13 protein-coding genes are annotated in these 12,955 nt (G+C 68.3%); 7 read left to right on the forward strand and 6 right to left on the reverse strand.

Translation table 11 applies throughout. The features are described 5' to 3' along the window. The first annotated feature begins 176 nt into the window (after nt 1-176). The 3 genes from EV645_RS00165 to EV645_RS00175 are packed head-to-tail and all read left to right on the forward strand — an operon-like array spanning nt 177 to nt 2,472. Nucleotides 177-1,088 (forward strand): ATP-binding cassette domain-containing protein, encoded by a 912-nt coding sequence (locus EV645_RS00165; RefSeq protein ID WP_130438435.1) that lies wholly within the window; start codon nt 177-179, stop codon nt 1,086-1,088. After that, on the forward strand, nt 1,085-1,732 hold the full coding sequence (locus EV645_RS00170) for a DedA family protein (RefSeq protein WP_130438437.1): 648 nt from the start codon (nt 1,085-1,087) through the stop codon (nt 1,730-1,732). The genes EV645_RS00165 and EV645_RS00170 overlap by 4 nt, the downstream gene beginning before the upstream one ends. Continuing rightward, nucleotides 1,729-2,472 (forward strand): ABC transporter permease, encoded by a 744-nt coding sequence (locus tag EV645_RS00175; protein ID WP_130438439.1) that lies wholly within the window; start codon nt 1,729-1,731, stop codon nt 2,470-2,472. The genes EV645_RS00170 and EV645_RS00175 overlap by 4 nt, the downstream gene beginning before the upstream one ends. Here EV645_RS00175 and EV645_RS00180 read toward each other — a convergent pair. Continuing rightward, entirely contained in the window at nt 2,431-3,093 is a 663-nt protein-coding gene (locus EV645_RS00180; RefSeq protein ID WP_198681386.1) for an FMN-dependent NADH-azoreductase, read from the reverse strand. The two genes, EV645_RS00175 and EV645_RS00180, sit on opposite strands and share 42 nt — an antisense overlap. A 65-nt stretch (nt 3,094-3,158) precedes the next feature. Here EV645_RS00180 and EV645_RS00185 point away from each other — a divergent pair, with 65 nt between their 5' ends. After that, entirely contained in the window at nt 3,159-4,019 is an 861-nt protein-coding gene (locus EV645_RS00185) for a sigma-70 family RNA polymerase sigma factor (RefSeq protein ID WP_130438443.1), read from the forward strand. Here EV645_RS00185 and EV645_RS00190 read toward each other — a convergent pair. From EV645_RS00190 to EV645_RS00205, 4 genes are all read right to left on the reverse strand, one after another. Next, nucleotides 4,003-5,574: an AAA family ATPase gene (locus EV645_RS00190; RefSeq protein WP_130438445.1), complete on the reverse strand. Its 1,572-nt coding sequence runs from the start codon at nt 5,572-5,574 to the stop codon at nt 4,003-4,005. The genes EV645_RS00185 and EV645_RS00190 overlap by 17 nt on opposite strands. A gap of 187 nt (nt 5,575-5,761) precedes the next feature. Next, a complete protein-coding gene (locus tag EV645_RS00195; RefSeq protein WP_130438447.1) occupies nt 5,762-6,427 on the reverse strand; it encodes a response regulator in 666 nt (221 codons plus the stop codon). Then, nucleotides 6,424-7,980, reverse strand: a complete 1,557-nt coding sequence (locus EV645_RS00200) for a sensor histidine kinase (protein ID WP_130438449.1) — start codon at nt 7,978-7,980, stop codon at nt 6,424-6,426. Before EV645_RS00200 ends, EV645_RS00195 begins: the two co-directional genes overlap by 4 nt. A gap of 34 nt (nt 7,981-8,014) precedes the next feature. Beyond that, complete coding sequence (locus EV645_RS00205; protein ID WP_130438451.1) at nt 8,015-9,097, reverse strand: GntR family transcriptional regulator; 1,083 nt, start codon at nt 9,095-9,097, stop codon at nt 8,015-8,017. Nucleotides 9,098-9,233: 136 nt separating this feature from the next. Here EV645_RS00205 and EV645_RS00210 point away from each other — a divergent pair, with 136 nt between their 5' ends. Together EV645_RS00210 and EV645_RS00215 are read left to right on the forward strand one after the other, a co-directional pair. Beyond that, entirely contained in the window at nt 9,234-10,685 is a 1,452-nt protein-coding gene (locus EV645_RS00210) for an ArnT family glycosyltransferase (protein ID WP_130438453.1), read from the forward strand. Then, entirely contained in the window at nt 10,685-11,287 is a 603-nt protein-coding gene (locus EV645_RS00215) for a formylglycine-generating enzyme family protein (protein WP_130438455.1), read from the forward strand. Before EV645_RS00210 ends, EV645_RS00215 begins: the two co-directional genes overlap by 1 nt. Here EV645_RS00215 and EV645_RS00220 read toward each other — a convergent pair. After that, nucleotides 11,277-12,137, reverse strand: a complete 861-nt coding sequence (locus EV645_RS00220) for a zinc-binding dehydrogenase (protein ID WP_242000110.1) — start codon at nt 12,135-12,137, stop codon at nt 11,277-11,279. The two genes, EV645_RS00215 and EV645_RS00220, sit on opposite strands and share 11 nt — an antisense overlap. Before the next feature lie 225 nt (nt 12,138-12,362). Here EV645_RS00220 and EV645_RS00225 point away from each other — a divergent pair, with 225 nt between their 5' ends. Beyond that, nucleotides 12,363-12,869: a GNAT family N-acetyltransferase gene (locus tag EV645_RS00225; RefSeq protein WP_130438459.1), complete on the forward strand. Its 507-nt coding sequence runs from the start codon at nt 12,363-12,365 to the stop codon at nt 12,867-12,869. The last annotated feature ends 86 nt before the right edge of the window (nt 12,870-12,955 follow it).

Consider the following 12,955-nt stretch of genomic DNA (forward strand, 5'->3'; position numbering starts at 1 on the left):
TGCACTCCTCGGTTGCGCGTCACCGGCCGATTGCCGGTCACGCCACAGATGGTATCGACATCGCGACGCCGACCCGACGGCGTATCCACAGGCCCGCCGTACCTGACGAAAGTCGGGGGTCGGGCCAGCCGTTGGTCCGATGTGCCGGGGATGCCCGGATTCGTAGGTTCGACAGCGTGATCACCCTTGAAGGACTCACCAAGACCTACGGCGGCACCCGCGCCGTGGACTCGCTCGACCTCACCGTCGCGCCCGGCCGGGTGACCGGCTTCCTCGGCCCGAACGGCGCCGGCAAGTCCACCACGATGCGGATGATCCTCGGCCTCGACGCTCCGACCGCAGGCGTCGCGCTCGTCGACGGCCGCCCGTACGCCGACTGGCCGGCGCCGCTGAGCAAGGTCGGCGCCCTGCTCGACGCCAAGGCGCTGCACCCGCGGCGGACCGCGCGGAACCACCTGATCGCGATGGCGCACAGCAACGGCATCCCGGTCAGCCGGGTCGACGCCGTGCTGTCGACCGTCGGCCTGGATCCGGTCACCCGGAAGCGGGCCGGACAGTTCTCGCTCGGCATGGGCCAGCGCCTCGGGATCGCCGGCGCGCTGCTCGGGGATCCCGAGGTGCTGATGTTCGACGAGCCGGTCAACGGTCTCGACCCGGACGGCGTCCGCTGGGTCCGCGAGCTGATGCGTTCCCTGGCAGCCGAGGGCCGGACGGTGTTCGTCTCCAGCCACCTGATGAGCGAGATGCAGCTGACCGCCGACCAGTTGGTCGTGATCGGGCGCGGCCGGCTGATCGCCGACGCACCGGTCGCGGAGGTGATCGCGGGCTCGTCGCGCAGCACGGTCGCCGTTCGCGTGCCCGATCGCCGGCACCACGCAGTACTGCGGGAACGGCTGACAGCCGAGGCGGAGCGTGTGGACTCCGTCGACGACCGGTTGATCGTGACTGGCGTACCCGTGGAGCGGGTCGGTGATCTCGCGCACGAACTCGGCGTACGGCTGCATGAGCTGCACACCGACCAGGCGTCGCTCGAGGAGGCCTACATGGAGCTCACGGCCGACAGCGTGGAGTACGGGGTGGCGTCGTGAGCGAGGCGATCCTGCACTTCGCCGACGAGCTGATGTCGTCGTGGTGGATCTACCTGGCGCTGTGGGGCTTCGCAGCCCTGGACGGGTTCTTCCCGGCGATCCCGAGCGAGACGCTGGTCGTCACGGCCGGCGTGTTCGCTGCGTCGACCGGTAAGCCCAACCTGTACGCCGTGATTGTGGTCGCGGCGATCGGCGCGTTCATCGGCGACCACGTCTCGTACGCCCTCGGCCGCGGTGCCGGCGGGCGGGTACTCGACCGGGTCAAGCCAGGTACGAAGCGGCACGCGGCCATCCAGTGGGCCAGGCGCTCGCTGGAGGAACGCGGCGGTCTGGTCCTCGTCGTCGCTCGCTACGTGCCCGGCGGTCGCACCGCGGTCACGCTGACCATGGGCTCGGTGCGCTACCCGCTGAGGAGCTTCACGCCGTTCGCAGCACTCGCCGCGGCCAGTTGGGGCGCGTACTGCACCTTGGTGGGCTTCATCGGCGGCAAGGCCTTCGAGGACAACCCGCTCAAGGGCGTCGTCCTCGGAATCGGCTTGGCGCTCGCCGTCACCCTCGTGGTCGAGCTGGTCCGCCACCGACTGCGCAAGAGCAAGCCTCAAGCTCAAGTAGACCCTCAACCCGTGGAAGCAGGTAGGCGATGAACGCGGTCCGGTCGGAGTGGACGAAGCTGTGGACGGTCCGGTCGAGCTGGCTGAACATCGCGGCGGCTGTCCTACTGACAGCGCTGCTCGGGGTGCAGTACGGGTTCAGCCTCGCCTACGACAACTCCCACCGCGCACACGCCGAATCGCAGCCGGTGGGCGAGTTCGGCGCCTCGGTGATTCTGATCGTGCAGGTGGTCGTGGCCGCCTTCGCGCTGCTGAGCGTGACGTCCGAATACGCCACCGGCAGCATCCGCTCGACCCTGCAGTGGACTCCGGTACGGCGGAATGTCGTGCTGGCGAAGGCAGCTGTGTTGGCGCCCGTCCTGTTCTGCTACGGGCTATTAGTGGCCGCGATCGCTTCCGTGACAGGAGGTCTGGCCGCGGGCTCATGGGCTGAGTGGGATGCGAGCGGGCTCGTTGTCGACCTGCTGTCGGTCGGCTTCTACGCGACCTTGGCCGGCTCATTCGTCGCCGGGATCGCATGGGTGGTTCGCAGTACGGCGGGCACGCTGACCGTTGCCTTCCTGCTGCTCCTCGTCGTACCGCTCATGCTCAGCCAGAGCTCACTGCGCGCACTGGTCTGGATTGCAGCGCTCCTGCCTGGTGGTGCCGGCCAGAACTACCTGACCGGCACCACAGACCCGCTCTCCCCCACTCTGAGCGCGACCGTCCTGGTTCTGTGGGCTTTGGGCGGTCTAGCGCTCGGCAGTCGCGTGCTGACCCGGCGCGATGCTTGAGATCGCCTCGGCCAGGGACTGCTCCGCCATCCGACGCAGGTGCGCGAGGCGCGGGACCAACCCGGCCAGGCAGAACTCCGCGGTGATGAACCGGATGTTGTCGTCCCGCACTCCGTAGTTGGTGAAGTACGCACGCAGGTACGGCACCTCGTAGTCCCAGCCCTCCCGCGGTGTTCCCGGACCGTACGCACCGCCACGGCTGGTGATCACTAATACCTCGATGTCGCCCAGGGCCAGCGCACCGGGAAAGGTGATGCGGTCGATCCAGGCCTTGAGTGCGGCGGGCAGCGAGAAGTTGTACAGCGGCGCCCCGATCAGGATCGTGCTGCTCGCCAGCACCTCGTTGACCAGCGGCTCCGTCAGCGCCCAGGCAGCGGCTTCGGCTGCGTTCTCGACCAGAGCTCCGACCAGCTCCAGCGGTACGACGCCCTCCCGCTCGGAGCGCCGACCGAGCTGGCAGTACGCCGTGTCGATGGGCGGCACCGGGTCCGCGGCGAGGTCGCGATAGCGGTACCCGGTCGAGCCATGGTCGGACCGCCAGCGGTCTGCGAACAGTCTGGTCAGCCTCCTGGTTACCGACTCGTCGGAGCGATTGGCACTGGAATCCAGATGCAACAGCATGGTCACCTTCGTCGTCTCGTGGTCGTCAGACTGGGTGACGGCGGGTAGCGCGGAAAGGTGACCAAGTGGACGAGCTGACCGAGGCCTTCGAGGCGGAGCGCAGCAAGCTGGAGGCGGTCGCGTACCGCCTGCTGGGCTCGCACAGTGAGGCTGAGGACGCAGTACAGGAGGCGTGGATCCGGCTCGACCGCACGGACGGCATCGACAATCTGGGCGCTTGGCTCCGCACTGTGGTGACACGGATCTGCTTGGACATGCTGCGCAGCCGCAAGGCCCCGCCGGAGGACCCCGACGAGCTGGAGCAACTGCCTGCGGTACGCCGGACGCCTGAGGACGAGGCGCTCGTCGCGGACTCGGTCAGCCGGGCGCTGCTCGTCGTACTGGACACGCTGGAGCCGGCGGAGCGGATCGCGTTCGTGCTGCACGACATGTTCGCCGTACCGTTCGCGCAGATCGCGCCCATCGTCGAGCGGAACCCGGTCACGACGAAGAAGCTGGCCAGCCGGGCGCGCCAGAAGGTGCAGGGCACGCCATCGGTGCCCGCCGTCGAGTTGGCCCGACAGCGTCGTGTGGTGTCCGCGTTCCTCGACGCAGCCCGAGCAGGTGATCTGCACGCGATTCTGGCGGTGCTGGACCCGGACGTCGTCCGCCGCGTCGACGCCGCGGTGCTGTCCCCCGGCATGGCCGCCGAGCTACGCGGTGCACGGGCCGTGGCAGAGGGCACCGTCCTGCTGTCGCGCCGTTCCGACCTGGCCGAACTGGCTCTGGTCAACGGCGAGGTCGGACTCGTCCTGGCACCTCGCGGGCGGCTGATGCTCGCGATCACCTTCACCAGCGAGGCGGACCGGATCACGTCGTACGACGTTGTCGGCGATCCGGACCGCCTCAGCCAGTTGAGTCTTGCTGTCCTCAGCGCGGAGCGTTGAGGGCGATCGTCACCTGCTCCGACACCCGGGCCGCCAGGTCCAGCGCAGCGCGCCGGGTGGCGGGCTGCAGTGCGGAGTGGTCGAGCGGGCCTTCGGCAGCGATGTGCATATCGGTCGGGATGTCGACGACGGCGGCTGCGCGCGATTCGAAGTACGGGCGGAGCTGCTTCTCGACCTCCTTGTTGACGTCGCCGGGGCCGTTCGAGACCGCGATCACCGCGCGGCGGATCAGCCGCTGCGCCTCGGGGCCCTGGTTGTCGAGCTCCTCGAGCATCTGTACGGCGGCCGCGCAGGACAGGCTCTTCCACTTGATCGGGATGACGAGGGCGTCGGCCGCCTTCATCGCCTCACGCCAGTTGCTGGAGCCCTCGTTGTTCCCGGTGTCGATCACGAGCACCTTGTAGAACCGGCTCAGCAAGCGGTGGATCAGGTCGAAGTCGTTCGCCTCGATCTGCGCGTACGTCGTGGTCGCCGACGTCAGCACGTCGTACTGACCGGACACCTGATGACGCAGGTACGCCGCGACGTCGCCGAGCCGGGCATCCGGCTGGGTCAGCATCGGCATCGCCTGCAGCATGTCGGTCACGGTGGACCGGGAGTTCGTGTCGTGGGTCCGCAGGTGCATGTTGCCGCGCAGCTCGTTGTTGTCCCACGCGACGACCCCGCCGCCACGGGCCTGACCGAGCGCACCGGACAGCAGCAGCGTGGTCGGCGTCTTGCCGGAGCCGCCCTTCGGGTTGGCCACGACGATCGTCACCGGACGCCGGAAGGCCGTCGCAGCAGTCGCACGCGCGATCCGCTCGGACCGCTCGGAGCTGCCCGGACGCAGCTTCAGCATGCTGCGGACACCACGCTCGGCCGGAGCCTCGCGCGGCAACGGCAGAGCCTGGATCAGGTCGTCCGTGCGGAACGACAAGTTCTGCGGCGGCTGCGGAGGCTGCTGGCCGGGGATGCCCTGCGGGAAGAAGTGCTGCGCCGCCGGGGACAGCGGCTGACCGCCCTGACCACGCTGCGGCCCTGGTTGACCCGGCTGACCCGCTTGACCAGGCTGACCTAGTTGACCGGCCTGGCCGGGCTGGGGCTGACCTGGGGTGCTCTGCTCCGGACCGGAACCTGAGCCGTGGAACGAGGAACCGCCGAAAACCGGGCTGTTCGGGCCGGCCGGGGTCTGTTCCGGGCTCTCGGCCGTCGGCTCGGTTGCGTCGGGCGCCTGCGGCTCGACGACGGGCTCCTCGTCGAACTCCTCCGGCTGCGTCCACGACGCTGCGGCGGACTCCGCGACCGGCTGCGTCCAGGACGGCGCCGGCGGGGTGGCCTGCGGCTGCGTCCACGGGGCGGGCTGGTCGACCGGCTGGTCGGTGGCCGGTGTGGACCAGGAGTCGCCTGGGAACTCCTGGGACAGAGCGTCGGGCTGCTGCTCGTCCTTCTCCTCGGCCGGCTCGGTGTCGTTAGGGTCCGGCTGGGTCCAGGAGGGGGTCGGCTGCCACATTCTCCGGACCTCGGCCGCCGCCGCTTCCCGGTCCTTGTGCTGTCCGGAGTTGTGCGAGTCGGTCACGACCTGGATCCCCGATTCTGTGAGGGGGCGGGTGGCCCCTGGAGGCTTGCTGGGTTGTCCGGAGGGTGAGGGCTCCGGGAGGCACCACTATCCCATGACCGGGTGTCCTCACCACGTCACCACCCGGAGCGTTCCGAGACCAGTATCCCGACCGGCGGGGAGCATGCATCGGCCTGACCCGAACAGGTCAGGAGGTGACCAGTCCGGCCTCGTGGGCGACGATCGCGGCCTGGACCCGGTTCTTCACGCCGAGCCGCAGCAGTACGGCGCTGACGTAGGCCTTCACGGTCCCCTCGACCAGGTACAGCCGGGCCGCGATCTCGGCGTTCGACAGCCCCGCACCGACCAGTCCGAGCACCTCCAGCTCCCGCGGGCTCAGTACGGCGACCTGCTCCTTCGCGGCGGCTGCCCGGGCCATCGCACCGCCGCCGGATCCGGCGCTCAGCTCGGCGATCACTCGCTGCGCGACCTTGGGTGACAGGTACGCCGCACCGTCGGCCACGGCCTTCAACCCGGCGATGAGCTCGCGAGGATCTCCTGACTTGAGCAGGAACCCGCTCGCGCCGTCGCCGAGCGCACGGGCGATGTAGGCGTCCTCCGAGAACGTGGTGAGGATGACGACCGCAGTCTCCGGCACGGCCTTCCGGATCTCTGCGCCCGCAGCGAGTCCGTCCATCCGCGGCATCCGGATGTCCAGTACAGCGACATCCGGCCGATGCCGGCGTACCGCTTCGACGGCCTCCACCCCATCGGCTGCCTCGGCAACTACCTCGATCTCGTCGTCGGTGCCGAGGATCGCGCGGACTCCGGCCCGCACCATCGCCTCGTCGTCGGCGAGCATCACCCTGATCATCCGTTCCCCTCCGGGGTTGGTGCGACGGAGCCGCTCGCCACGACCGCTTTGGCGACCAGTGCGCCGTCGGCGAAGCACAGCCGGTAGACGTAGTTGCTGGAGAACGGAGCGGCTGGACGGTAGTACCGGCAGCTCCAGTCGGCCGGCGGGACGTAGCCCTGCGAGGGCGCGTCGATCATCTGCATCCGTGGCAGCACCTTCTCCACGTCCGCCTCGGACTGGCCGATGGCGAGTCCGTCGTACTGCGCGGGTCGCAGGATCGCGCTGTAGCCGGCGACGAGGTAGTAGCCAAGGGCAACCGCACCAACTAGTGCACCGAGCAGCAGCGGTGCGGCGATGGCGGTGATCAGCCCGCGCTGTACGCTCCGTCGTACCGTGGCCCGCTCTACTGCTGTTGTCTGGGGCTCCGGTCGACCGCCTGCTCTGGGCATCGTCGCTCTGACTTCAAAGCCGCCGTCTGGTCGCGGACCGGCTGTCAGTGAGCCACCGGCGAGGCGGACTCGCTCTCGTAGGCCGTCCAGTCCTCGTCCGCCCGATGGTGCCGCCACCGGCCTCGCCGCTCCGGTGTCTACGACCTCGACTTGGACGTCTTGGTTGTTAGTGGTCACGTTGACTGTCACGGACGCACCGGGGGCGTGTTTGCTCGCGTTCGTCAGCGACTCTTGGACCACGCGGTGCACTGCGCGATCCACCATCGGCGAGAGCTCACCGTCGACGGCCTCGGTCAGCTGGACCGACAGTCCGGAGGCTGCGGCGCGTTCCACCAGTGCCCGCACGGTTTCGTCGTGCGGCATCGTCGGTGCTTCCTGATCACGCAGTACGCCGACGATCTCGCCGAGCCGTTCGGTCGCAGTGGCTGCTGACTCACGCAACTCACCCGCTGCCCGCCGGTGTACGTCGGGAAGCGACGGGTCTAGCTCGAGCGCTGCGGCGCGCAGTGCGATCAGGCTGAGCTCGTGGCCGACCGAGTCATGCATGTCCTCGGCGATCCGCGACCGTTCACGCAGCCGTTCCTGGTCGATCTCCATCTGCTGCTCGCGCTCGATCCGCTCGGCCCGCTCCCAGCCGGCCGTCGCGAGCAGCGCCTGCTGAGCGCGGTACCGCCCGATCAACCAGGGCAGTACGACGAGCAGCAGAGCGAGCAGGAGCATCAACAACCACGTCAGAACGGCTTCGGTCGCCTGCGCACCTCGTCGTACGGTCAGAGCGAGGATGAGCATGCCCAGCAGTGACCAGCTGCACAGCAGAACGAAATGCTTGAGCTGTGTCTCGCGCCGACCTGCCAGATAGCTCAGCAGGCTGATCGCAGGTACGAGTGCGATCTGCACACCATTCGTCGTACCGAGTGCGAGAGCCAGTATGACGATCTCTGCCCACGCCACCGCGGCCAACGCAGCCAGCGGCCACCTGCGCCGGCCGTAGACGGCAAACGCCAGTACGGCGATGCACGCTGCTCGGAACCAGTACGGATCTTGCCGGGCGCCGCTTTCGGCGAGCACGAGGAGGCTGAACACGGCCCACAGACCCACGTCCCCCAGGCGCCGCCACTTCATGCCGTAGACGCTACACAGTCGCGAGAAGCTCGCCCTACTGCCGAAAGTCAGGTGCTGCCTCGACAATCTCGAACGGGACCAGCGAGAGGTTCGGCACCGCCTCGCCGCGGAGCTGGGCGAGCAGGAGGTCGACGGCGCGACGCCCCATCTCGGTCTGGTTCTGCCGGATGTGCAGGTACGGCGGTCCGCCGATCGAGTCGCCCGGTGAGTCGAAGCACGCGACGACCCGGTCGCCCAGGACCCGGTCGACCATGCGGGCCAGGTTGTACTCACAGGCGAAGTACGCCGTCACCTGCGGCATGCGGTCGCGGAACGCGCGGATGACGTCCAGGTCTGCACTGACGCTTTCAGTGGTCGTCGATCCGGGCAGGGTGCTGCGGAGGTCGGTCAGCTCGTACGCGTGGCCGCGACCCGTGAACGCCGCGCGAAAGCCGTCCAGACGGTCCTCGATCGAGGACGTGTTCACTGGCGGTGGCGAGACGAAGGCAATGTGTTCATGGCCCTGGTCCAGCAGGCGGGTCGTTAGGGCACGGGCGGCAGCCACGTTGTCTGTGTGTACGGCGGCCACCGGGATGCCGGCCAGATGCCTGTCTACGAGGACCACTGGGAATCCGTCGAGGACCTGCCGGAGCAGACTGGCGTTGTAGAAGTCGCCGTGCACCGGGAACACGATCAAGCCGTCCACAGTGGCTACGAGCGAGTCGACCGCCTTCTCCTCGTCGGACTGACGCCCATGGGTTCGCCGTACGACCAGGTGGGCGTTGTACTCCGCGCAGCGCTCCTCGATCGCGTTGAGCAGGTCCAGCCCGTACGCCTCGGACATGTCCGGGACGATGAGCGCGATCGAGCGGGCCTCCCGCCGCGGAGTCGGACGGAGCGGGATGGTCAGGTCGGTGAGGTCCGGCAGCCGGCGTACGACGAAGGTGCCTTTGCCGCGGATGCGCTCCACGAGACCGGCTTCACGCAGTACCTCCAGGGCGCGCTTGGAGGTGATCCGGCTGACCCCGAACTGGGCCGCCAGCTCCATCTCCGACGGCACCCGGTCCCCCGGCCGGAGGGCGCCGCGCCGGAGCTGCTCCAGGACGTGAGCGCAGATCCGCTCGTACAGCAATGCCACCTGCGTGTCCCCCCTCGCCCGTTGTCTGGTTGACATATCCAATCATCCCGGACTGCCGGCCACACATGTCACGCGGAATCGCGGCGCCGGTCCTGAATCAGTAGCGGGGACCCCCTCCGGCTGACAACATTCCGGCATGACCCGCCCTCCGGTGCATCCGTTCGCTGCTCGGCCCGTGGTCGGCCTCGCGGTGCTTGTCGGTGTCGTGCTGACCGCGCTCTCCGGGCGCTACGGCTACCACCGCGACGAGCTCTACTTCATGGTCGCCGGCAAGCACCTCAGCTGGGGGTATATCGATCAGCCGCCGCTGACCCCGCTGATCGCCCGCATCTCGACCGCGATCTTCGGCGACACCGTGATGGGTCTGCGGGTGCTGTCGACGCTGAGCTGCGTCGCGACGATCATCGTGGTCGCCCTGCTCGCCCGCGAGTTCGGCAGTGCTCGGCGCGGTCAGGTGCTGGCCGCGATCTGCACCGCCGCGTCCGGGTTCGTGCTCGGCGTCGGGCACATGGTGTCCACGGCGACGTACGACCTGCTCGCCTGGATGCTGATCGGGCTGTTCGCGGTGAAGCTGCTGCGCACGGGCGACGGCCGCTGGTGGCTCGCGCTCGGGCTGACGGCCGGGATCGCCTTGGAGAACAAGTACCTCGTGGTGCTGCCGATCGGCGCGCTGCTCGTGTCGCTGCTGATCGTCGGACCGCGCAGCGTACTGCGCTCGTGGTGGCTGCTCGCAGGCGTCGCCGTGGCCGGGGTGGTCGCGCTGCCGAACGTGCTTTGGCAGTTCCAGCACGGCTGGCCGCAGCTCACCGTTGCAGGCGGGATCAGTGAGGACGACGGCACCGAGAACCGCATCATGTTCATCCCGCTGCAGATCCTGCAGCTGTCGCCGTTCCTGGTCCCCATCTGGATTGCCGGGTTCCTCCGGCTGTGGAAGAAGCTGCAATGGGCCCGCTCCGTTGCGCTCGCCTACCCCGTGCTGTGCGTGGCAGTCCTGCTCGCCGGCGGGAAGTCGTACTACGCATTGCCGCTCCTACTCGTCCTCGTCGCAGCCGGTTGCGAGCCGGCCCTGCGATGGGTCGATCAGCACCGGATCCAGGCTGTCATCGGTCTGGCGCTGACGGTACTGACCTCGGCCGTCTTCACGTTGCCGGTGCTGCCCGCATCAGCCGCCGACTTCGTCATCCCGGTGAACAAGGAGCAGGGCGAACAGATCGGCTGGCCGGCCTTCACCGCGTCTGTTGCGACCGCATGGGAGCAGATCCCGCCCGGGGAACGGTCGACGGCAACGATCTTTACCAGCAACTACGGCGAGGCCGGTGCCCTTCGGCGGTACGGACCATCGCACGGCCTGCCGATCGCGTACTCCGGTCACATGAGCTTCGCCGACTGGGAACGCCCGCCGGACACGAACACCGGCCCGGTCCTGCTCGTCGGTATGTTGCCGACGCCGGACTTCCGGGACTGCAAACAGGTCGGGACCATCCACGCCATCGTCTCGAACGACGAGGACGGCGCCACTCTGTTCGTGTGCGAGACGCCCGCGGAGCCGTGGTCCACACTGTGGCCGAAGCTCCGCCGGTTCTACTGATGGATCTGGTTGAGATTCCGGCCGGGCTGATCTTCCTTCGTGACGATCGAGTCGACCGGCGCTGGCACGTCGATCTGCCCGCGTTCCGACTGGGGCGTTATCCCGTCGTTGTGGGCGAAACACCGCTCACGGGCGTCAGCTGGTACGACGCAGTTGCCCTGTGCAACCAAATGTCGGCGGATGCGGGGCTCCCGGCCGCGTACGAGATCTCCGGCTCGGACGTCAGCTGCGATCGGACTTCGCCGGGCTATCGGTTGCCGACCGAGGCGGAATGGCAATGGGCCTGCACGGCGGGCACACCGGCGTACCGCTATGGGGAGCTCGACGAGATCGCCTGGTACTCGGGCAACTCCGGTGGGCGGCCGCACGCCGTGGGCGGGAAGGCGGCCAACGCATGGGGTTTGCACGACATGCTCGGCAACGTGTGGGAGTGGTGCTGGGATCTGTACGACCCCTCCGCCTACGGTTCCTACCGCATCTTCCGTGGCGGCGGCTTCGCCGACACAGATCGCTCCGTCGGCTCGACGGTCCGGCGTCGCTCCCATCCGACCTTCGCGATCGAAGACCTAGGCTTCCGCGTGGCCCAGTCGATCACGGCTTGAGCGCGAGCTTGCCCACGGTGACGCCGGCTTCGAGCTCAGCAAGCACCTTCGGCCCGTCCGCCAGGTCGTAGACAGTTGGTTTGCCGGGCGGATACACACCCGCGTCGATGAGGCGGCCCAGCTCATCCATCACATCCGTGAACAGCTCCGGCGCTTGCTGGATGAACGTTGTGAGGTGATGCCCGATCACCTGCACCGGATGCTTGAAGTTCAACTCCCAGTTGCTGATCGAGGACTCCCCCGCGGCCGCACCGATCACGATGACCTTCCCCGTCACCCGCCGCGCAACCTCGATACTCCGCCGGAACGTCTCACCACCCACCGACTCGAGAACGACATCAACGCTGCCGTCCCTCACCTCGGCCTGCAACTCCCCGATCTCAATCACCCGATCCGCCCCAAGCCGTCGTACGACGCCATGCTTCGAGGCAGACGCCGTCGCGATCACCGTCGCCCCGTAGTACTTGGCAATCCGCACCGCCGCTTGTCCGACACCACCCGCGGCCGCGTGGATGAGGACCGTGTCGCCGACCGTCAGTTGCCCTAGGTGGCGAAGCGCAGCGAGTGCCGTCCCCCAGTTCAACACCAGCCCAAGCGCCTCCTCATCCCCCCACCCCACCGGCACCGCAACGAAATCAGCCATCACCATGTATTCCGCAAACGCCCCATACCCGGTCCCGATGACGTGCTCCCCCACGGTCACGTCGGTCACGCCACTCCCCACGGCAACCACCTCACCCGCCGCCTCGAATCCGGCCAGGTAGGGCGGGCGCGGCCCACCGTCGTACGTCCCCCGCGTCTGCATCACATCCGCGAAGTTCACCCCTGCGGCGCCCACCCGCACCAACACTTCTCCCGCCGCAGCTCTTGGCGCCTCTACCTCGACCAGCCGTATGTCTCCAGGTCCGTCCGCCGAGGGCTGCTCCAATGCGCGCACGACCCACCACCCATCTCCGTTGTTAGATCGCCATCGTACATCTGTTTGATAGCAATCAAACACCTGGATTAATCGGTGGCAGCCGGCAAATCTCCCCGGTAGCTTCCGGGGAGATTCCGAGCGCCAAGGAGTTGAGCGATGCCCCTGCCCGTGCTGACCAACCGCCTGGCACTCCGATGGCCGGTCGAGTCCGACTACCCCGCCCTGTGCACCCTCTGGACCGACCCTCGCGTCGCCCGCTTCATGGACGACTACGGTCCCCGGGACCGCGAAGGCGTCCGCGACTGGGTCAACACCCACGCCGACAACCCCGGCAACGGCACCCACGCCCAACTAATCCTCACCCGCCGAACCGACGCAGAAGTCGTGGGCTGGATAGGCCTAGGCGCCAGCGACGACCCCTTAGCCGACTGGAGCTTCGGCTACGCCGTACTCCCTGCCCACCGCTCCCACGGCTACGCCACCGAGGCGCTAAGAGCGGCCCTCGCCTACTGCCACCAAGACCTCGCAATCCCCACCCTGTGGGGCGAATGCCACCCCACCAACACCGCCTCAGCCCACGTAATGCAATCCGCCGGCCTAACCCGAACAACCCCGTCCCAAACCGGCAGCCCCCGCTTCGTCTTCGCCCCCAACAAGAGCTAACAGCAACCGCGCCCGCGGGCAGCCCAGCCCAACCCGGCCAAGCTGGTGAGCGAACCGCCAACCCAGCCCAAGCCGCCGAACGAACC

Source organism: Kribbella rubisoli (assembly GCF_004217145.1).
Taxonomy (GTDB): domain Bacteria; phylum Actinomycetota; class Actinomycetes; order Propionibacteriales; family Kribbellaceae; genus Kribbella; species Kribbella rubisoli.